This is a genomic window from Flavobacterium myungsuense (assembly GCF_042677265.1).
GTDB classification, from domain to species: Bacteria; Bacteroidota; Bacteroidia; order Flavobacteriales; family Flavobacteriaceae; genus Flavobacterium; species Flavobacterium myungsuense.
In genome coordinates this window covers 1-21,509 of sequence record NZ_JBHTIZ010000044.1, presented here as the reverse complement: position 1 = coordinate 21,509, position 21,509 = coordinate 1, and the positions used below count along the sequence as shown (strand labels likewise).

19 protein-coding genes are annotated in these 21,509 nt (G+C 32.9%); 6 read left to right on the top strand and 13 right to left on the bottom strand.

Going from position 1 to position 21,509, the window contains the following annotated elements; genetic code table 11:
• Positions 1 to 39: 39 nt before the first annotated feature.
• From ACFQ0S_RS11850 to ACFQ0S_RS11820, 7 genes are all read right to left on the bottom strand, one after another.
• Positions 40 to 948, bottom strand: a complete 909-nt coding sequence (locus ACFQ0S_RS11850) for a hypothetical protein (protein ID WP_379758682.1) — start codon at positions 946 to 948, stop codon at positions 40 to 42.
• A gap of 315 nt (positions 949 to 1,263) precedes the next feature.
• Positions 1,264 to 2,481: a tyrosine-type recombinase/integrase gene (locus tag ACFQ0S_RS11845; protein WP_379758679.1), complete on the bottom strand. Its 1,218-nt coding sequence runs from the start codon at positions 2,479 to 2,481 to the stop codon at positions 1,264 to 1,266.
• Between the two features lie 288 nt (positions 2,482 to 2,769).
• Entirely contained in the window at positions 2,770 to 2,925 is a 156-nt protein-coding gene (locus ACFQ0S_RS11840; RefSeq protein ID WP_379758676.1) for a hypothetical protein, read from the bottom strand.
• Positions 2,926 to 2,984: 59 nt separating this feature from the next.
• Positions 2,985 to 5,303, bottom strand: coding sequence for a DEAD/DEAH box helicase (locus tag ACFQ0S_RS11835; protein WP_379758673.1), 2,319 nt, complete (start codon positions 5,301 to 5,303; stop codon positions 2,985 to 2,987).
• Between the two features lie 6 nt (positions 5,304 to 5,309).
• Entirely contained in the window at positions 5,310 to 7,094 is a 1,785-nt protein-coding gene (locus ACFQ0S_RS11830; protein WP_379758670.1) for a site-specific DNA-methyltransferase, read from the bottom strand.
• Positions 7,095 to 7,276: 182 nt separating this feature from the next.
• Entirely contained in the window at positions 7,277 to 7,426 is a 150-nt protein-coding gene (locus ACFQ0S_RS11825; RefSeq protein ID WP_379819105.1) for a hypothetical protein, read from the bottom strand.
• A gap of 84 nt (positions 7,427 to 7,510) precedes the next feature.
• Positions 7,511 to 8,047 carry a YfiT family bacillithiol transferase gene (locus tag ACFQ0S_RS11820; RefSeq protein ID WP_379758667.1) on the bottom strand — a complete coding sequence of 179 codons (537 nt, stop codon included), beginning with the start codon at positions 8,045 to 8,047 and terminating at the stop codon, positions 7,511 to 7,513.
• A gap of 103 nt (positions 8,048 to 8,150) precedes the next feature.
• On the opposite strand from ACFQ0S_RS11820, the gene ACFQ0S_RS11815 reads away from it, so the two are divergent.
• Positions 8,151 to 8,465, top strand: a complete 315-nt coding sequence (locus ACFQ0S_RS11815; RefSeq protein ID WP_379758664.1) for a hypothetical protein — start codon at positions 8,151 to 8,153, stop codon at positions 8,463 to 8,465.
• 103 nt (positions 8,466 to 8,568) lie between these two features.
• Here the strand turns inward: ACFQ0S_RS11815 and ACFQ0S_RS11810 are convergent, their stop codons facing one another.
• The 5 genes from ACFQ0S_RS11810 to ACFQ0S_RS11790 all read right to left on the bottom strand — a co-directional run bounded on the left by ACFQ0S_RS11810 (position 8,569) and on the right by ACFQ0S_RS11790 (position 13,415).
• Entirely contained in the window at positions 8,569 to 9,612 is a 1,044-nt protein-coding gene (locus tag ACFQ0S_RS11810) for a tyrosine-type recombinase/integrase (protein WP_379758661.1), read from the bottom strand.
• 329 nt (positions 9,613 to 9,941) lie between these two features.
• Positions 9,942 to 10,766, bottom strand: coding sequence for a thymidylate synthase (locus ACFQ0S_RS11805; protein ID WP_379758658.1), 825 nt, complete (start codon positions 10,764 to 10,766; stop codon positions 9,942 to 9,944).
• A 103-nt stretch (positions 10,767 to 10,869) separates the two neighbouring features.
• Positions 10,870 to 11,499 (bottom strand): bifunctional nuclease domain-containing protein, encoded by a 630-nt coding sequence (locus tag ACFQ0S_RS11800; protein ID WP_379758655.1) that lies wholly within the window; start codon positions 11,497 to 11,499, stop codon positions 10,870 to 10,872.
• Positions 11,500 to 11,618: 119 nt separating this feature from the next.
• Positions 11,619 to 12,587: an electron transfer flavoprotein subunit alpha/FixB family protein gene (locus ACFQ0S_RS11795; RefSeq protein ID WP_379758652.1), complete on the bottom strand. Its 969-nt coding sequence runs from the start codon at positions 12,585 to 12,587 to the stop codon at positions 11,619 to 11,621.
• Positions 12,588 to 12,668: 81 nt separating this feature from the next.
• Positions 12,669 to 13,415: an electron transfer flavoprotein subunit beta/FixA family protein gene (locus ACFQ0S_RS11790; RefSeq protein WP_379758649.1), complete on the bottom strand. Its 747-nt coding sequence runs from the start codon at positions 13,413 to 13,415 to the stop codon at positions 12,669 to 12,671.
• A 294-nt stretch (positions 13,416 to 13,709) separates the two neighbouring features.
• On the opposite strand from ACFQ0S_RS11790, the gene ACFQ0S_RS11785 reads away from it, so the two are divergent.
• Positions 13,710 to 15,806 carry a M1 family metallopeptidase gene (locus ACFQ0S_RS11785; RefSeq protein WP_379758646.1) on the top strand — a complete coding sequence of 699 codons (2,097 nt, stop codon included), beginning with the start codon at positions 13,710 to 13,712 and terminating at the stop codon, positions 15,804 to 15,806.
• 2 nt (positions 15,807 to 15,808) lie between these two features.
• Positions 15,809 to 16,714 (top strand): patatin-like phospholipase family protein, encoded by a 906-nt coding sequence (locus ACFQ0S_RS11780; protein ID WP_379758644.1) that lies wholly within the window; start codon positions 15,809 to 15,811, stop codon positions 16,712 to 16,714.
• On the opposite strand, the gene ACFQ0S_RS11775 is transcribed toward ACFQ0S_RS11780, so the two are convergent.
• A complete protein-coding gene (locus tag ACFQ0S_RS11775; protein WP_379758642.1) occupies positions 16,709 to 17,230 on the bottom strand; it encodes a DUF7935 family protein in 522 nt (173 codons plus the stop codon). The two genes, ACFQ0S_RS11780 and ACFQ0S_RS11775, sit on opposite strands and share 6 nt — an antisense overlap.
• A 103-nt stretch (positions 17,231 to 17,333) precedes the next feature.
• Here ACFQ0S_RS11775 and ACFQ0S_RS11770 point away from each other — a divergent pair, with 103 nt between their 5' ends.
• The 3 genes from ACFQ0S_RS11770 to ACFQ0S_RS11760 all read left to right on the top strand — a co-directional run bounded on the left by ACFQ0S_RS11770 (position 17,334) and on the right by ACFQ0S_RS11760 (position 21,322).
• Positions 17,334 to 18,107, top strand: a complete 774-nt coding sequence (locus ACFQ0S_RS11770) for a sulfite exporter TauE/SafE family protein (RefSeq protein WP_379758639.1) — start codon at positions 17,334 to 17,336, stop codon at positions 18,105 to 18,107.
• 225 nt (positions 18,108 to 18,332) lie between these two features.
• Positions 18,333 to 20,666, top strand: a complete 2,334-nt coding sequence (locus ACFQ0S_RS11765; RefSeq protein WP_379758636.1) for an ATP-dependent helicase — start codon at positions 18,333 to 18,335, stop codon at positions 20,664 to 20,666.
• A gap of 35 nt (positions 20,667 to 20,701) precedes the next feature.
• Entirely contained in the window at positions 20,702 to 21,322 is a 621-nt protein-coding gene (locus tag ACFQ0S_RS11760; RefSeq protein WP_379758633.1) for an L-threonylcarbamoyladenylate synthase, read from the top strand.
• Positions 21,323 to 21,509 lie beyond the last annotated feature (187 nt).

The window sequence follows — 21,509 nt, the reverse complement described above, 5'->3', positions numbered from 1 at the left end:
TCTTTTAGTCCCCACTTGGTCTCCAGGGGACCATTTTGTTTAAAGCAATTTGTCGATGTCCAGTCTTTTATGGGTGTTCGGACGTTTTTCCTCTTTGGAAGGTTTGAGGATTGTTTTGACCGTTAGGGGACTTATTTCTTTTCCCTCTTTATCTAAAAAGGAATTTACAATCCAAGCCGCTAGATCATTTGTGTTTTCGTCAATATAAGGTTTGCCTTCAATAAAAAGTTCCCGCTGTAACTGGTAAAATACATCAACTAATTGATTGAGATTTCCATTAAATTTTAGTTTTTTGAATAGCATTGTATTTAGATTGCTATTTTCTTTTTCTTTTTCAAAGTCTGCACGCATCTTGCGGATGGTTTGAAGTTGTTCAATTAATTGACCACATTGTTCATCAAATGACTGCAAAGTTGTATTAATTGAAAATTTGTCCGCTTGTTTGTAAGCAAAAATTTCCTCTGTTAAATAGATTATTTTTTCGGAAAAATTAGGTAGTGTTTCAATATGGTTTTTAATTTCATAAAATGAAAAATGTCTATCATCAGAATTTGCATTAATTAACCTTTTTGGTGTTCTCTTTGTAATATTTTTTACGCTCGAAGTTTGCAATTCTGTTCGTTTTTTTTCAATTAATGAGTAGAGTTTATGGTATCTACTCATTGCTGTTTTGGAGCTAAAAAATGCTTCATTATTGGCCAATAACTTCTCTAATTTGTTTATCCATATTTCCGGGTTCTTCACCTGGTTGAATTGATAATCTATAAATGCAGGAAATTGTGACTGACGCAGCTCTAAAATTTTTGCAATTAAAGCATTGCAATAGTTTTGAATAGTGATTTTGTTTTCAACAATTATATCAAATAAAGGATTTTTGGCTAGAGCCGAAGGCACTGCCAATAATTCTACAAACGGAGCTGTTTGCATATTTTGATCCTTTGAATTCAAATTTTAGTATGTTTTTTTTGGTATTCATTTAGTATTGAAAGGTAATTAAAAGCGGTTTTAAATTGGTCGCTTTTTGGAAGTCCTAGTGTTTTCAACTAGGGCTCATTTATCACTCGTCTAGAATGCTCTAAAAATTACTTGATTTCTCTTTTGTAAAATTATAAATTAAAAAAAATCCTTGTTAAAGTATTTCAAATGAGTTATTAACAACTTTGATATTTCCCTATTTTACTGGTGTTTTTGAATACGAGAGTAAAAAACAATAAAATTTACCTTCGAAAAAAAAACGAGGGTAATTTCTTCCCTCGTTGTGTTTTAAAAAATATAATTATCAACCGCTTTATCCAATTCTTCACTGATAATTTTAGCATATACTTGAGTTGTACTGATGTCTCGGTGGTCCATTAATTTAGAAACGTGCTCAATTCTCATTCCATTATTTAAAGCATTTGTTGCAAAGCTGTGTCTTGATAAATGAAAAGAAAGGTCGAAAGGTAATTTTATTTTTAGCCCCATTTTTTTAAGATGCCAATTTGCCAATTTATTGAAAGCTGCTGTTTGAAAATAACGTTTTGCCTCGCTGTTTAAATAGCCTTCTTTATCCATAATAATAGGAAAGATAAAATCATCGTGATTGGCATTTACTTTTTTGTATTTTTCTAAAATATCGATAGCCACTTTCCCAATTTTGAACTGGTGTACTCTTCCAGTTTTACGAATGTGTTTTTGAATTTTATGTTCAGCTTCATTGTAATTAGAATATTGCATTTCGATAACATCACTAAAACGCAAACCTCCGGCATAAATAGAGAAAAGGAATAAATCCCTCCACATCATCGCTTTTTTTCCTTCTATTAGCTTTAATTGGGTTAAATTATCAATCTGTACTTTATTAAGAAATAATCTTTTAGAAGAGCTGATTTTGAGGGTTATTTTGCTAAAAGGAAACATCGTTTCGGGAATTACTTCTTCACGAATTGCATCCCTGAATATGGTTCCGAGCACAATTATGGAAAGGCGTTGCGTTGTATCTCCGTTGCCTAAAGTATCTCCTAAATGAAATTTATAGTCGTTTAATAGTGCTACGGTAATTTCATCAAAATATACATCCTTTGTTCCCATATATTTTTCAAATTTATCAACTTGAGAGGTGTATGCTCTGTAAGTGGAATAAGAAACAGTACTTTTGATTTTCTCTAGTCTCTTTCTGGCATATTCAAAAAAGTTTGGCACTTCTTTTCCCTTTATGGCTTCTTTTAGTTTTTTAACCGATACGGTTTTGATTTTGCGTTCCATATCGGCTACTTGACCTTCAGCATCTGCAATTTTTTGAGATAATGCAGCATTCATTCTGGCACTATTGGAATGGTTCTTTTTTACTTTCTGCTTTGCTTCATCCCACTCGTTCTCTTTAAGCTTCACTCCAGCAGTGATAAATTTCGTTTTTCTATCTTTTATAATTCGGATATACAAAGGGCTGTGTCCGGTTTGGTCTACCTGATGTGTTCTTAAAATTAGTTTTACTGATGCCATAATGATAGGAATTTAGAAATGTTATACTACTTTTGTAAAGTAATGCAAACGAGTGAAAGTGTTGTAAATAAAGGGTTTTCAATTGGGTGCATCGTGATACGAAGGTACAACATTGGGTACAACAAAACAAGTATTTCGTTGCTTTTTGTTGCTTAAAATTGCATTGTTCATTTTTATAAAGTCAATTAATACAACACTTTAAATGAAAATGGGAGGGTTGAATGAAAAGTTGTAGATAACGTTTCGGGGCTTTGCGAAGTTGGGGAATTAGAAGTACAAATGTTCAATTTAGCACAAATGTTGATTAGAATTCCAATGTTCAAATTTAGTACAAAAGCCCCAATTTCGCAAAACCCCTGTTAGCTGTAGTCCCTTTTTCTGTCTGTTCATTTCGTCAATTTTGTTTTCGTGTCGTGGTGCGTTGGCTTGGTAGCTCTTTTGCATTTTTTAGCGTTGGTTTTGTGCGGTGGAAAAAAATGCAAATGTGCTACCAAAAGCGTTGGCTAAATTATATCTTCTAAAAACTTCCAATTTGTTAAGTCGTTTTTGTCGTACAAATATGTTTCGTTTAAATTGATTTTCCAATGCTCAGCTTGTTGTACTAAAATTCCACCAATCAATTTTTTCCCTTTTGCATTTTCAGTTTCAATATATTTATAAAGTGCTTCAGCTCTTGATTTTGCTTCAACTGCTGTATTTCCTGCTTTTGTGTCAGCAATTAGAGTTTTCCCGCTTTTGAGTTGAACAATATAGTCAGGATAGAAGGTTTTAGGAAATTCATTTTCCTCATAACGAATACCGAAAAAATCTTGTTTGCTTACTCCATTTTTAAACCACCATTCTATTTTTTCGGCTTTTGTTTCTAAATATTTTTCAAAATCTTTTTCAGGATTAGAACGAATTTTTGATAAGTAACATTTGTCGTAAATGTTTAAATTACAATTAAATAATTCGTCAGAATGTTCATTATAAAACTCTTCAAATTTAACTTCCCAAATGTAATCTTTCTCTTCAATTTTGTCTTTTACTTCTTGCTTTTTTGCAGGTTTATATACTTCGGTGGCTTCGTTTAATAATCTGCTATAAACTGCAATATTGTTTGGGTGCAAAAATAAATTTTGAATGTTTATCATTCCATTTGGTGCGTTGTAATCTATTCCTAAATATTTTCTAAACCATTGATAAATACAACTACGAACAGTTGGTGTAGAACGCTTTGGTGCAAAACCGTTTAGGTTTTGACGAATTATAATATTAAATACATCATACAAATCATTATTTGCTAAACGAAGTTTAGTTCTTTTTACAAAAGTTTCAAAGTCTTTGTCTTCTAATTCGTCAAATTTTGTATTATCAATAATCTCGTCAATAATTATTTTCTCGTCATAAGGTTCTGGTGTAATTACCATAAACTTATCAATTACTTTTTGACAATTTTCGGCAGTATTTATCAAGGTCGGGTTTATTTCCATTCCGAAATATTTACAAAAAACCGTTTCAAGTGTGGTTACAAAACTTGAAGTAATATCGCCAAAATCTACACGACTTTTATAATACGATTGCAATTTTAAAGGTTTGTAAGTCGGTTTTCTTATTGCCTTTAAATGCTTAATAATATTTGGGTTATAATCTTCTTTTGCAATAGTTATACTTTGCAAATTGGTATAAATATATCCTCTGTTTAATATATCGTTAGCGTAGTGCATTTGTTCAGGCATTCTTAAAATTCTACCAACTGTTTGCACTTCAAATGTATAACTACCTGTTTCTCTTAATTTTACTAATATATGAGCTCTTGGGCAATCCCAACCTGTATCAATAGCTTGTTTAAAAATTAAAAATTCTACTTCACTATGAAAATCTGAAATTACATCTAACCCATCTGATTTTTCTTCACTTAACCAAACTGCTAACTTTCCATTATTTTCGGTAATTCCTTTGTTGTTTAAAAATTGTGCAACAATTTCTTTTTTGGTTTCTCCTGCTTCGCTGTTTGGCAATTGTATTAGACAAAGTGGGTTAATATTTACTCCTGTTTCTGCAAATGCTTGTTTTAATTCTAATCGCTTATTGTAAGCACTTTCAATAATAATATCTTGGCTTGTTTTTTCATCATCTACCAATTTGTCTAATGCTTCATTAATGATAATTTCTTTTTTTATCATTCCTTCGTCAATTACATCTTTAGGCTCAACAAAAACGAAATAGGCTGTTTTTCTTGCTATGTCTATTTGAGAAAGTTGCAATTTTGGTGTTGCACTCATTTCAAGTGTAACATCTGCATTTACAATTTGTCTTAACTCATTCGTTCTTTGCGTATCACTTGCATAATGGCTTTCGTCAATAATTAAAATTATTTTTCTTCGCTTTTTTGTGTTTTCTAATACTTCAATGAAATTGGTCATTTCTCCATCTTTCATAAGTTTATTAGTCCATTCTCCTGTGGTTCTATCTTTGGCTCGTAATTTTTCCCAATTCGCTACAACTACTTCATTTCTTGATATATAAGTTCTGCTACCAAAAAATTCGTTTTCCAAAAGTGAAACTTTTGGATCTTCTCCAAATATCCTTTTAAGTGATTTTTGACTTTGTTTATGTAATTCTCCTTTACCAATACTAATCCATAAAAAACAAAAATCCTCTTCGGTTAAATCATAAATAAGGGTTTCAATAAATTTTGCAACCATTACAGTTTTTCCACTTCCTGTTGGACTTTGAAAAACACATAATTTATTATCCGCTTCCAATGGGAGCAAGTCGGTGAAAATCTTTACAAGTTCATCTACCTTTTTATCTTGATATTCTTTTAAATCTATTGTCATTGTAAATTAGTCTTTATTAAAGATACTTTTGTAAACATCTAATATTTTTTGAGGTATTGCCTCAAATCTTGTGTTTTTCCAACCTTTAAAATTTCTTGTATTTATTTCTCTTTCAATTGTGAAACAATACAAAATCTTTTCTCCTTTCAGTTTGTTCATTTCGTCTTTCATCTCTTCCAATGTCAAACCTGCAAAATCATAATAAACACCTAAATATTTACTGTTTTGTTCAAATATTTTCCAATCTGTTGTTTCTTTTTTGAGATTATAAATTCCTTCTTTTACGCATAGCATTTCTGTACATCTTCTCGTAACATCTATTCTTACTTGGTCTCGGTTATAACTGTTTTCGACAAATGAGGTTTTAAAATACTTTAAACTACCAACATTTGGAAATTTTGGACTTAAACTTGAAATAGTATTTTTAATTCTTGGATAACAAAATTCATCAGCAATTTTTATCCCTGTTGAATTTTCTTCATTATAAGTACAAAGTATAAATTGCCTATTGCCTTTATCTTCTGCATTTAATTTTAATACAGCTTCTGCTGTTGTTCCTGAACCTGCAAAGAAATCTAGAACTATTGCATTTTTATTTTTTTGGGATTTGATAATTCTTCTAATTAATTCAAGTGGTTTTTTTCCGTTTTTAAATTTTATTCCACCTTCTGCATCAAGTCCTGTTGTTTTAATATCAGTCCAAAAATCGCCTGGGTGAACTGCAAGATTATCAGAAGCAAAAATTAATTGTACTCTTGGCTTTTCATTTTCAATCTCATAATCTCCCTTAACTAAATAAACTATTTTATCTCGTTTAGATAAAACTGAAAATACATTTTGGTTTACAATGTTTCTTTTTTCATCAGCTAATCTTTTTACAGAAGAAGAAGCTGTTGAACGACAAATTCTCCAAGAGTTCTCGTATTTCCATTTTAAAATTTCTTTCTTATCTGTTATTCCTAATTCTGTGATTTTAGAATTAACACCTCTAATCTGAACTTTATTTAAAGTTTCTGTATCAAGAGTATTTAGTTCTTCAATTGTTAAGTTTTCTTTTAAACTTATTTCTTCAATAATACTTTTATCATCTTCTGTAAAATTTTCAAGGTATAAATTGTATTCATTATCCCAATCTTCTTTTTTAATTGGGTCAAAGTACAGGTTATTAATTCCATTTGGTTTTGCATAAACAACGTATTCTTTATATTTTGGAATTCCTCCTGTTCTTTTTACAGCACCCATTTTTAAACCTGACGCTTCACTCATTTTTACAGCAATAATTTTAGTGTTATGGTTGAAATACTTATCTAATAAAATCTTCAAATGTGCAATTTCATTATCGTCAATTGAAACAACCATAAATCCATCTTCTGAAAGCAAATTAGAAGCTAAATTCAGTCGCTTATCCATAAAATTAAGCCATTTAGAATGACTGTAAGTATCTAAAGCATCAACATATTTGTCGTTATAAATAAAATCTTTATTGCCTGTGTTGTATGGTGGGTCAATATATATTAAGTCAATTTTTCCTTGGTGTGTATAATTTAAAACCGATAATGTATGAAAATTGTCGCCCTCAATTAACAAATGAGTTAAATCAGAAGGATTTATAATTATTTCTTTGTCTTTTACTTCTGTCAAAACTGGTAAATGCGTTTGGCAATCGGTTACAACCTTTTCAGGCACTCGTTCTTCGTCCCAAACTATGCCATATTTTTTCTTTTCGTCATACTTTAAAAGCAACGAAACCAAGTCTTCTCTTGATAATAAACTATAATCTTTTGTCGCCATATTTTACGCAATCATACTAATATTAAAATTGTTTGCAAAGATAACTTTTTAAAAGTCATTTTCATTTGTTTTAAAGTTGAAATTGCAGTTTGGGGTGGTGGGTGGGCTTGGGTGCGTTAGGGTAAAATTAAATGTGGTGTAAAAGCGTTGGCTTTGTGTGTTGGCTTGCACCTCTTTTAATTTTACGAAGCGTTGGCTTTTCTGTCTTTTTTTTGGAATGTCAATGTTCGTAGGGTGTCTCGTGGGATTACAGCTAACGGTTTGGCGCTTGGCGAAGAAGCGGATTTCGGAGCACAAAACTGTCTGCCAGCACTAAACTTGATACGTAGCACAAAGCTTTATCTAAGCACTTAAACCGCTTTTTGCCAAACGGCTGTTAGCGGTTCGGGCTTTTTTCTGTCTGTTATTATTAATGCTTAGTTCCAATTATTTCTTTTTTTTGTTTCAGTTATGTGAGCAAGATGATGATTACAATGCCAAGCATAAACTCCTATATTTTCCTCAACCCTGTAAGTTTTTCCGTGTTCAGGATGAATAAAAATTCTTCCATATTGTTCGTCTGTCAAATTATTTAATAAAACCGTCCATCTTTCGTGAATCCCTTCTATCATTTTCAAGGAAGGTTGGATAGGCATACTTTTGGTGTCAATAAGTTCAGCCCAACGTTCTTCAAAATATGGTTTTATTGTTGGTTGGTCTTCTGTCAATGCTAGTTTTAAGCGAGTTAAACTGTTCATATGACTGTCGGCACAATGATGAATTACTTGTCTAATTGTCCAACCATCAGGTCTGTAAGGAGTGTCAAGTTGCTCGTCTGTCAAATTTATGACTTCGTTTAATAGTCTTTTTGGAAATGTTGAAATGTCAGAAATCCATCTGTTTAAAATGTCTTTCGTTAATGCTGTTGGTTTTTCAAACTTACCAATCGGAAACTTTAATTTTTCAATGTCCATTGTCTCAGTATACTTTTGTGATGTCTGTTTTTTAGCCTGACCGCTAACGTTTCGTGGCTTTGTCTTGTTGCCGACTAAACACAAGACTTTAAAATTAAAACTAATGTTAGAAAGTACAAAACCAACATCAAATGAAGCCGAAAACGGCAATAAGTCAAAACCACTGTTAGCGGAAGCCGATTTCTCGGAGCAGAAAGATGGTTATTTCACAACTGAAAAACAACCATTAATTAGATTTAAAATTGTAAAAGATATTGACCCGATTTTTGGTGGTGAATATTGGGATTATAGATTTGAAATTTTCCAACGCCCTTATTTTTGGAATTTATTAGGTTCTAAAAAATGGGATATGTCAGTACAAACAAATGGATTTACAGAAGGATTATCTTTTAGCCACTATCTTCTCGGTTTCCGCTAACTAGTATATATGCGAAACAAACCTTCGTATATACACCCTAATTTAGGTAGATAGGCGAAGGTTTGTTTCGCTTTTCCTTAAAACCAAATATATTAAATTTTCATTACAAATCATCAAAAGGGCTTTTTATTTGTTGCAAACTTTTGGTGCTTACATGTGTGTAAATTTCGGTGGTTTTGCTGCTGTTGTGTCCCAATAATTCCTGAATGTAACGTAAATCAGTGCCGCTTTCCAATAAATGGGTAGCATAACTGTGTCTAAGCCAGTGCAAAGTGGCTGGTTTTGTAATTCCCGTTTTTTGTAATGCTTGTTTTAAGATGAGCTGCAAACTTCGAGCATCATAGGGTAACCCTGCAGTTTGTCCTTCAAATAAATAGGTTTTGGGCTTACATACTTTATAATAATCTCGAAGCATTTCTAATAATTTTGGGCTTAATGGCACAATTCTATCTTTTTTCCCTTTGGCATTTTTCAGTAAAACGATGTTTCTAACCGAATCAATATGTACCGGTTGAAGCGCCAATAATTCGCCACAGCGCAAACCACAACTATAAATCATCGATAACATGACTTTGTGTTTAATATTTACGTGAGCTTCTAAAATTGCCTTTACTTCTTGCTTGCTCAAAACATTTGGCAATACTTTAGCGCGTTTGGGCCGGTGAATCTTCTCTATTGCTATTTGGGTATCCTGTGTAGTTTTAAAAAATAATTTAAGAGCATTCACAATCTGGTTCTGATAGGAAGCCGAAAAATTATTCTTCAGTATAAAGTCATTATTGTAAATTATAATATCTTCATTCGTTATAGCACCAATCGACTTCTCTCTGTAAAAAATCAAAAATGATTTCAAAGCTTCGCTATAAGTAGTAATAGTACTTTCGCTATACCGCTTTGAGCGCATCCATTGTTTAAAACGAGTCATTTGAGCAATTCCATCAGTATTAGGGATAGAGTCAACCAATCGTTTGAGTTGAAAACGAATGCGGTTTTCATCCGTATCAGGCAAATGCCAAGCTCGCATTTGCATACTCCATCTCGAACCTTCAATAGCTTTTATTCGGCTAATTAATTCATCATCTTTTTCAAAAAAAACCGCAATACGGCTTTCTCCTTTGTGTTTCACGGTTTTAGCATTCCATTTCATGTGGCGAATAATTTAAAGTACCAAGTTAGAAAAAAAAGGTTACATTTTATAATTATATTTGTATAACTATAGTAGGATTTATTTATTAACCTGTATAGTTATTTTAGGACGGGTCAGGACGGGTCAATAAGCATATTAAAGGCATAGCAAAGGCATAGATAGTGTATATGGAGTGTATGTAAAATGTTTTTAAAAAAGAGAAGCGTACAATATTAAAAAACACCTAAATAAGACCTAAAAATGCTCCGCATTCCTACGAGAAATATAGCATTTAGGTTGCAATTGCAAGAATACCCCAAAAAAACAATGAATAAAGCCTATAAAAACAATTATACGGCAACTGCTCCTTTAATATGTGGGTAAGGCTCGTAACCTTCTAAAGTAAAATCTTCAAAAGTAAAATCGAAAATGTTTTTAATTTCAGGATTCAAAATCATTTTAGGTAGCGGTTTAGGTTCGCGTGACAATTGCAGTTCCAATTGTTCAAAATGATTGTTGTAAATATGTGCATCTCCAAAAGTGTGAATGAATTCTCCCGCTTCTAAATTACAAACTTGTGCAATCATCATAGTGAGTAGGGCATAAGAAGCAATGTTAAAAGGCACACCAAGAAAAATATCGGCACTGCGCTGGTACAACTGACAAGAAAGTTTACCCTCTGCAACATAAAACTGAAAAAAAGCATGACAAGGTGGTAACGCTACTTTGCCATTAGCCACATTTTCAGCAAATGACTTCGTAGTATCGGGTAGAACCGAAGGGTTCCAAGCCGAAATAAGCATCCTTCTGCTATTGGGATTCTCCTTTAATGTAGCAATCAATTCCGTAATTTGATCAATTTCCTCACTATTCCAATTGCGCCATTGGTGCCCGTAAACAGGTCCTAATTCGCCATTTTCATTGGCCCAGTCATCCCAAATCTTTACTCCGTTTTCTTTTAAATAAGCAATATTAGTTTCGCCTTTTAAAAACCAAAGCAACTCATAAACAATAGATTTTAGATGCAATTTTTTCGTAGTAACCATAGGAAAACCCTCGCTCAAATCAAATCGCATTTGATATCCAAAAACGCTTTTTGTTCCCGTTCCTGTTCTATCTCCTTTTTGGGTTCCGTTTTCTAAAACGTGTCGTACTAAATCGTGGTATTGTTTCATGGTATGGCGAGGAACGAAGCAATATCTTCGTCTTTATAGGATAAGTTTATAACAAGTTGTTTACAAAATAATTAATTACCGAGCATAATAACAGCACATTGAACTAAGCTTCCCTTTTCGAAATTTCATCCCTAATCTTAGCGGCCTTTTCATAGTCTTCCTCTTGAACGGCTCCTTCTAAAAGGGTCATTAATTCCGATAGGCTATGCTTTACATAAGTATCTCCTGCTTGATTGCTTTCCTCGTTACCAAATGTTTCTGGAGCCGAAAGAATGCCATCGGCATTTTGATCGTCCTTATTTGTAACATCCAAAGGATTTGATTTTAAATAAATACCCGCTTTTTCAAGAATGTTTTTATAGGTAAATATGGGCGCATTAAACCGTAATGCCAAGGCTATAGCATCAGAAGTCCTGGCGTCTATGATTTCTTCAATTTTGTCTCTTTCACAAATAATACTCGAATAAAAAACACCGTCAACTAGTTTATGAATAATGACTTGTTTGACAACAATATCAAAACGATCAGCAAAATTCTTAAACAAATCGTGAGTTAAAGGTCTAGGGGGTTTGATTTCTTTTTCTAAAGCAATAGCAATAGATTGTGCTTCGAAGGCGCCTATAACGATTGGTAATTTTCTTTCTCCATCCACTTCATTCAAAATCAATGCATAAGCACCATTTTGGGTTTGACTGTATGAAATTCCTTTAATAGTTAATTTTACTAAGCTCATAGTTGCAAAAGTACAATGTAATGTATAAAATTACAAAATATTTTCTAACTTAAATGCAAATAAGAAAGGCTTTCTAAATTTTGTGATTCAGAAAGCCTTTACCTTTAGTCTTTATTTGTTTATGAATTTTGAGCTTTAAAAGCTTTAAATTTTTCAATTAATTTCGGAACAATCTCAAAAGCATCTCCAACTACACCATAATCGGCTACTTTAAAGAAAGGAGCTTCTGCGTCAGTATTGATGACCACTTTTACCTTCGAAGCGTTAATTCCTGCTATATGTTGAATGGCTCCAGAAATGCCTATAGCAATATATAAATTAGTAGAAACTGGTTTTCCTGTTTGTCCTACGTGTTCTCCGTGAGGTCTCCAACCTAAATCAGATACAGGTTTAGAACAAGCAGTGGCAGCACCAAGTGTAGAAGCCAAATCTTCAATCATTCCCCAATTTTCAGGACCTTTTAGTCCACGACCTGCCGAAACGACAATATCAGCATCGGCAATAGTAACTTTTCCCGATGATTTTTCTAAAGATTCAATTTTTATTCCAAAATCAGCATCGCTTATAGCCGGACTAAAAGCTTCCTCAGTTGAGGCAGTTGCACTTTCAAAAATACCATAAGAGTTTTTAGCCAAACTCAATACTTTTACAGCTGTTGAAATTTCAGTTGTGTTGAAAGCTTTGTTTGAAAAGGCAGTTCTTTTTACCTGAAACGGAGAGAGACTTACCGGAAGCCCAACAACGTTTGATGCAAATCCTGCATCAAGTGATACCGCTACTAATGGAGCAAGATACAAACTATCAGTAGTCGAGGATAATAAAACAAGCTTTGCACTTTCTTTCTGAACAGCTTGTTTAATAACATCCGCATAAGCCTTTGCAGTAAAACCAGCTAATTTAGCATCGGTAACTTTTAGTATTTTATCAACACCGTATTTTGATAATTCAGAAACGTCTTCAATATTAATGGTAACAGCTGTAACTGTTGTTCCTAATGAAGCAGCTACTTTTTTTGCATAAGAGGCCAATTCGAAAGCTACTTTCTTAAATTTTCCTTCTGCTGATTCTGCATATAGTATAATAGACATAATTATTTTAGATTGTAGATTTTAGATTTCAGAATCTGGAAGCTAAAAACTGGATTGAACATTTGTAGTATAAATTCTAAATTAAATAACCTTAGCTTCGTTGTGCAATAAATTTATTAATTCGTCTAGATTATCAGCACTAATTAATTTCACTGCCGATTTTGGAGCAGGTTTTTCAAACTTTACAGCTTTAGTTTCAGACGGCGCATCAATTGGTTCTAGAATCGTCAAAGTTTTAGTTCTTGCAGTCATGATTCCTCTCATATTCGGAATTCGCAAATCTTTTTCTTCCACTAATCCTTTTTGTCCACCTATAATTAAAGGAAATGAAGTAGATACAGTTTCTTTTCCACCATCAATTTCTCTAGCTGCTTTAACCGAAGTTCCCTCTACAGTAATGGCAACACACGAGTTCAAGAAGTTATATCCTAAAATACCAGCAATCATTCCGGGAACCATTCCTCCATTATAATCTAAGGATTCTTTTCCTGCAATAATTAAATCATATCCTCCAGATTTTATGACTTCAGATAATTGTTTGGCAACAAAAAAGCCATCAGTAGGATTTGCATTTATTCTAATGGCTTCATTGGCACCAATAGCTAAAGCTTTTCTTAAAGTAGGCTCGGTTTCTGGTCCTCCAACATTTAATACTGTAACAGTAGCGCCTTGTTGTTCTTGAAACCATATTGCTCTTGTAAGACCAAATTCGTCGTTAGGATTAATGACAAACTGTACACCATTTGTATCAAATTGTGAATCGTCATTAATAAAATTTATTTTTGAAGTAGTGTCTGGCACATGACTAATGCAAACTAATATTTTCATGTTTACGTTTATTTAAAGTATAAATACAACACAAAATTAGTATAATAATTCAAATAATATACTATGCATGCATAATATTTTCATAAAAAGTTAATTTATTAAACTTAATTTTTTTAGTTTAATTTCGTTTTATAATTTTATTCATGTTTTTTCATTTAAAGTTATATTTTAAATTAAAATGAATTGAAAAACTCATAATTATTATTTCTGTAAAGATTTTATAATTAATGAAAATGTAATAGGCATTTTAGTATTAAACATTTTATTTATTGGTTTAAAAAACAACATTAATTTATGAAATACCTATTCGTATTTTTTATTTCCACTTTTACCTTTGCACAGCATACAGAAGTAGTTGATTTTAAAACTATTAATGCTACTTTAGAGATAAATCCAATCAAACGGAATGTAGTTGGTAAATGCGAGTATACTTTTGAAGTAATTCAAAAAACCGACACCATTAGGATTGATGCTCAGAAAATGGAGTTTTCGAATGTAAAAATTAATGGGTATGATGTAAAATTTAAAGCCAATAAAAAGCAATTCTTACTCTTTGAAGGTTTTAAAAACGGGACAAATACTTTAACGTTCAACTATGAAGCTTTTCCTACTCAAGCCATGTATTTCGTAAATTGGGATTTTTCAAAGGAAATGGATACACCTGAAAAAGTACAAGGACAAATTTGGACACAGGGACAAGGCAGATATACCAGCAATTGGTTGCCTAGTTTTGATGATGTAAATGAGAAAGTGATTTTTGGTTTGACTATTGCTTTTCATAAAAGTTTTGAAGTTATTTCTAACGGAGTTTTAGTAAATAAAACTGAAAATGGCGATAGTATTTCATGGCACTATCAAATGCAAAAGCCTATGAGTAGTTACTTGTTGATGCTTGCTATTGGTCATTTTCAAAAACAAACACAAATAGCAAATTCACAAATTCCTCTAGAGTTTTACTATGAAAATGGCGATAGTAACAAAATAGAACCAACCTACAGATACAGTAAACAAGTGTTCGATTTTTTTGAAAAAGAAATAGGCATTCCCTATCCTTGGGAAGTTTATCGGCAAATACCGGTTAGAGATTTTCTTTATGCAGGTATGGAAAACACTACAACAACCCTTTTTTCTAGAGATTTTGTTGTTGACAGCATTGGTTATAATGACAGGAATTATCTCAATATCAATGCACACGAACTAGCGCATCAATGGTTTGGAAATATAGTAACCGCTAAGTCGGGAAAAGAACATTGGCTTCAAGAAGGTTTTGCAACCTATTATGCGTTATTGGCAGAACGAGAAGTTTTTGGAGAACAGTATTTTTACAACGAATTATACAAATCATCCAGGCAAATTGCTCAGGCTTCAAAAACAGATACCATTCCGGTTTTAAACGAAAAAGCGAGTTCATTAACTTTTTATCAAAAAGGAGCTTGGGCATTGCATGTCTTGCGAGAAGCTTTAGGTAAAGACAAATTCAATTTGGCTGTAAAAAAGTACCTAGAAAAATGTGCTTTTCAAAACGTGACAACTGATGATTTTTTGACGGAAATTGATTTAATTTCTAATTATGATACAAAGTCATTTCGAAAAAGGTGGTTAGAAGGTAGTGTTTTTCCCAATGAGGAAGTTGATGCTTTACTTCAAAAAAATGATTTTATGAAAGAATACCTACAATTATTAGCGACACCTCTAGATATAGTTAAAGATAAAGAGTCAATTGTAAAACTAATGAAGAGCGATGTTTATTTTCCTATAAAAGAGTTGTTGGTATATCAATCGGCTTCAAAGGCATTTGAACAAAAGCACTATTTATTAATAGAAGCTTTAAAAACAAACGAATTGCATGTTCGCCAAGCTGTAGCTTCCAGTATGGCAGCTATTCCAGAAAGCTTTCGCGAGCAGTATGAAACGTTGTTGAAGGATAGATCCTATGAAACACAAGAAATAGCCCTATTCAATTTGTGGAAACAATTTCCTAAATTTAGAGAAAAATATATTGAACTTTCAAAGAACTGGATTGGTTTTGAAGATAAAAATTTAAAATTACAGTATCTTTCATTAGCCTATTTAACAGATAAAAAGGATGCTAAAAAATTCAAAATCTATCAGGAATTGTTAAGTTATACAGGAACTAATTATGATTCAGGTATTCAACAAAATGCTTTGCAAAAATTATTAAATTTAAAAATTAATACGAAAGAAATTTTTAGAAGTTTGGCTTATGCTACTGGAAATCATCGTTGGCAATTTGTAAAATTCTCTCGGGATACTATTCGTAAATTAATAAAAGAAGAAAAAAATAGGGCTATTTTTAATGAGATTCTCCCTGAATTGCCCATTAGAGAAAAAACCCAATTGCAACGATTACTAGATGAAAAACGTATTTAATTATGAGAGCATTAGTCATTTCTGGAGGCGGAAGTAAAGGAGCATTTGCTGGCGGGGTTGCGCAATATTTATTAGAAGAAAAAAATCATAATTATGATTTGCTTTTGGGTACCTCGACAGGAAGTTTATTAATTCCGCATTTGGCTTTAGGAAAAGTCGATAAAATTCGAAATATTTATACCAATGTAAGTATGGATAAAATTTTTGATATTAATCCTTTTCTAGTCAAGCATAAAGACCATATTAATACTGTTTCTATCAATCATTTTAATGTGTTTCTTCAGTTTATAAAAGGGCGAAGAACTTTTGGCGAAAGTCATCGCCTTAGAAATTATATTGCCGCAAATTTTACGAAAGAAGAATTCAATACACTCAAAGCATCACCAACAAATGTTATTGTTACCGTTACCAATCTTTCTAGAAATGAAGTGGAGTATAAAAGCATAAAAGATTTTAATTATAATGAGTTTTGTGATTGGATATGGATTTCATGCAATTACATTCCGTTTATGAGTCTAGTTAATAAAAACGGATTTGAGTATGGTGATGGTGGGTTCTCTAGTTTAGTACCTATTCGAGAAGCCATTCAAAGAGGCGCAAAAGAAATAGATGTCGTAATATTAGAAACTGAAGTACAAACTCAAGCTAGGGTTATAGGAAAGAACCCTTTTTCGCTGATGGTCGATTTGTTTCAAACCCTTTTAAATCAGGTCGAAAAACACGAAATAACTATCGGGAAGTTGTCTGCAAAAAATAAAGATGTCAAACTAAACCTGTATTATACACCAATAAAATTAACTGATAATGCATTAATTTTCAATAAAGTAAGCATGAAAGATTGGTGGCATCAAGGACATGAATATGCTAAAAACAAAAGCGAAATCATGAGTGAAATTAAAGAATTATAAAAACTCGTTTACCTCATTTTTCAAAAAGCTTAAAGCCGCATTACTAGGAGTTTGTTTATCCATTAAATCACTTAAAATAACTTCGCGCAACTTATCAGCGCTGTCTACTCGTTCGCTCATATTGGCTTTGCGAATCATTTGTATGGTTGCATTTTTTGCAGTTACAATAATAGTCCAACAGTCGTTAGACATGTAGATTTGTTGTGATAAATTATGTTCAAATTCTTGTTCTATTTGCGAAATTATATAATTTTCATAATCGTTTTTGTTAGAAGAAATTGGAGTAATGCGAATTAATAATTTAGTAGGATTAATGCGCTCTAAATATAAAGTCATGCGCTCAAAAGCCTGAAGTCGGAGCGGTAAAGCGTCTTTTTGAGCTTCTTTGTTCAATAAATAGCGTCGTCTTCCTTCTTCGTTTTTGGTGTGCAATTCAAAGAAATAATAAGCCACAACTCCGGTAATTAAAGCGGGTAGGGTATAAGCAAGCAATTCTATTATTTTAGTAGCGTCCATTTTATATTTATTTTATGGCAACAAAAATAGAATATAACTAGTAGAACCAAAACGGAAAAGGATTTTTTTTCGAATTTAATCTTACTTTTGATAAAATTTATCGATGACTGAATCTGCAATTTTATTGTTTTTGTGCTTAGCTGCATTTGCTGCTGGCTTTGTCGATGCTGTTGTAGGTGGCGGTGGTTTAATTCAAACTCCTATGGGTTTAATTCTTTTGCCCAATTTGCCAGTCGCAACAGTTATAGGAACCTTAAAAATTCCTTCCTTTAGCGGAACCTTTTTTGCTGCTTTTCAATACCTCAAAAAAGTAAAAATGAATTGGAAATTGCTACTCATTATGATGGTTTTAGCAGTGCCATCCGCTTTTTTAGGGTCTACGGTTTTGACTTATGTAAGTAATGATTTCATGAAACCTCTGTTGCTTGTTGTACTTTCGTTACTGGTAGTGTATACCTATGTAAAGAAAAATTTCGGATTACATGCTGAGAAATTTCATTCCTCAAAACAACAAATTTTATATGCCATATTAATTAGTTTTTTTATTGGCTTCTATGACGGATTTATAGGTCCAGGAACAGGAAGTTTTTTAGTTTTGGCTTTTGTAATTCTCTTGGGTTACGATTTTCTTCAAGCTTCTGCTAACGCAAAAATGGTCAACTTGGCTACTAATTTCGGCTCAATCTGCTTGTTTGTGATCAAAGGAAAAATCATTTGGATGATTGCTGTTCCAATGGCGATTTGCAATGCTATTGGTGGATTTATAGGAGCAAAATTGGCTATAAAGCAAGGCAATACATTCATTCGAATTTTCTTTTTGATTGTTGTGGTTGGCACATTAATCCGATTTGCGTATGATGTGTTTCTGAAAAAATAGTTCAAAAAAACTATAACACGAATTTCACAAATTTACACGAATCAATTTGTGATAATTTGTGAAATTCGTGTTTAAATTTTTCTTTTTATTTGAAAGTATTTTTATATTTCTAAATGATTTTATTTAGTAAAATCACTTCTAAAACAAATCATTTATAGTTTATTTTTCATGATAAATTCTTCATTCTAAATCCCTATTTTTGCATACAACAATTCCATATTAGAAATGCAGCAATACATTAGCCAACTCAACGAAGCACAACAAGAGCCCGTTCTCCAAAAAGACGGGCCAATGATAATTATTGCTGGCGCTGGTTCTGGAAAAACACGGGTACTCACCATTAGAATTGCTTATTTAATGAGCCTTGGTGTAGATGCATTCAGTATTTTAGCATTGACTTTTACGAATAAGGCTGCCCGCGAAATGAAAAATCGTATCTCTCAAATTGTAGGTGCCAGCGAAGCTAAAAACCTATGGATGGGAACGTTTCACTCGGTTTTTGCTCGAATTCTTCGTTCAGAGGCTGACAAGTTGGGTTATCCTTCTAATTTCACGATTTATGATACTCAGGACTCTGTTCGATTGATTTCGGCAGTTATAAAGGAAATGCAATTAGACAAAGATATTTATAAACCCAAACAAATTTTAGGACGAATATCTTCTTATAAAAACTCCTTAATTACAGTAAAAGCCTATTTCAATAACCCCGAATTGCAAGAGCAAGACGCCATGTCTAAAAAGCCTCGATTAGGTGAAATTTATCAAAATTATGTCGAGCGTTGCTTCAAAGCAGGTGCTATGGATTTTGATGATTTGTTATTAAAAACCAATGAGTTGCTGAATCGTTTTCCGGATGTTTTAGCCAAATACCAAGACCGTTTCAGATACATTTTAGTCGATGAGTACCAAGATACCAACCATTCTCAATATTTAATTGTTCGTGCTTTATCCGATAGATTTCAGAATATTTGTGTCGTTGGTGACGATGCCCAAAGTATTTATGCTTTTCGTGGTGCGAATATCAATAACATCTTGAATTTTCAGAAAGATTATGAAGGCGTAAAAACCTATCGATTGGAACAAAATTACCGTTCTACCAAAAATATTGTAGAAGCGGCTAATTCGATTATCGATAAAAATAAAACCAAATTAGACAAAGTAGTTTGGACAGCAAACGATTTTGGAAACAAAATAAAAGTACATCGTAGCATAACCGATAGCGAAGAAGGTCGATTTGTAGCCAGCACCATTTGGGAACAGAAAATGCAAAACCAAATGATGAACGGTCATTTTGCCATTTTGTACCGTACTAATGCGCAATCACGTGCTATGGAAGATGCGCTCAGAAAACGAGATATTCCGTATCGAATATATGGAGGTTTGTCGTTTTATCAACGCAAGGAAATTAAAGATGTTTTGTGCTATTTACGATTGGTCATTAATCCAAAAGATGAAGAAGCTTTGATTCGTGTGATTAATTATCCGGCTCGTGGAATTGGCGACACCACTATCGAAAAACTTACCATTGCCGCTAATCATTACAGACGGTCTATTTTTGAAGTGATGCAAAACATTGATAAAATAGATTTGAAACTCAACTCTGGAACCAAGCAAAAGTTACATGATTTTGTGATAATGATTAAAAGTTTTCAGGTGATTAATGAGAACCAAGATGCTTTTTATTTAGCCGATCATGTTTCTAAAAAAACAGGATTAGTTCAGGAATTAAAGAAAGATGCCACACCCGAAGGAATTGCCAGAATTCAGAATATAGAAGAGCTCTTAAACGGTATTAAAGATTTTACCGAAGGTCAAAAAGAAATTGATGGTGCTCGTGGTGCTTTGTCTGAATTTATGGAAGATGTAGCCTTGGCAACCGATTTAGATAAAGACACTTCTGATGAAGATCGAGTGGCTTTAATGACCATACATTTGGCAAAAGGATTAGAATTTCCGTATGTTTTTGTGGTAGGAATGGAAGAGGATCTGTTTCCAAGTGCCATGAGTATGAGTACCAGAAGCGAATTGGAGGAAGAACGCCGATTGTTTTATGTAGCTTTAACTCGTGCCGAAAAGCAAGCGTATTTGACCTATGCACAATCGCGTTACCGTTGGGGGAAATTGACCGATAGTGAACCTTCGCGTTTCATAGAAGAAATTAATAGTGAATATCTAGAATACCTTACAGCAGAGGAAACAAATTACCGATACAAACCCATGATTGATAGTGATATTTTTGGAGATATCGATAAGTCGAAACTGCGATTGGCTAAACCAATAGGAGGAACGCCACCAAAATACATTACGGACAACGAACCAAAATCGGACATCAATATTCGGAAATTGAAACCAGTTTCCAGCAACGCACCATCAGGAAGTGCCAATTTATTTGATAATAAGCTTACCGTTGGCAATGTAGTCATGCACGAACGTTTCGGTAAAGGAGAAGTCATCAATCTTGAAGGCGTTGGAGCTGATAAAAAAGCTGAAATTAAGTTTGAAGTGGGTGGAATTAAAAAGTTATTATTGCGTTTTGCAAAATTGGATGTGATTGGGTAATTCCTAAATCACAATTCCTAAATCCTAAATTAATCATGTCACAGTTCATAAAAATATACGAAGACAAACCCAATGAAGCTGCCATTAAAAAAGTAGTTGATGTTTTGAAAAACGGCGGTCTGGTAATTTACCCTACAGATACCGTTTATGGTTTGGGTTGCGACATTACGAATACCAAAGCCTTAGAACGTATTGCGAAAATTAAAGGAGTCAAGTTAGAAAAAGCCAATTTTTCGTTCATCTGTCATGATTTAAGTAATTTATCTGATTATGTAAAGCAAATTGACACGGCTACTTTTAAGCTGTTGAAAAGGGCTTTGCCTGGGCCATATACTTTTATTTTACCTGGAAATAACAACTTACCAAAGGAATTTAAAAAGAAAACAACAGTCGGAATTCGTATTCCAAATAACGCAATTGCCTTAGAGATTGTTAAAATGTTGGGCAACCCAATAGTTTCAACTTCAATTCGCGATGATGACGACGTGATTGAATATACTACAGATCCAGAACTTATTTTTGAGAAATGGCAAAACCGTGTCGATATGGTCATTGATGGAGGTTATGGAGACAATATGGGGTCGACCATTATTGATGTGTCAGGTCATGAGCCCATTGTTGTCAGAGAAGGCAAAGGAAGTTTGGATATTCTTTAATCTCTTTAAGTTTAATTACTCGAAGCTCTGCTTCAATTTTTTGACACAGATTTCACAAATTAACACATATTTTTCTGTGCAAATTTGTGAAATCTGTGTTTTTCTGGTAGTGTAATAAAAAGTGTGTAAAATTGTTTGTTAATATTATCAATTCAATCAAATAAAGAAGAAGTTTAGTGAAGCGTAG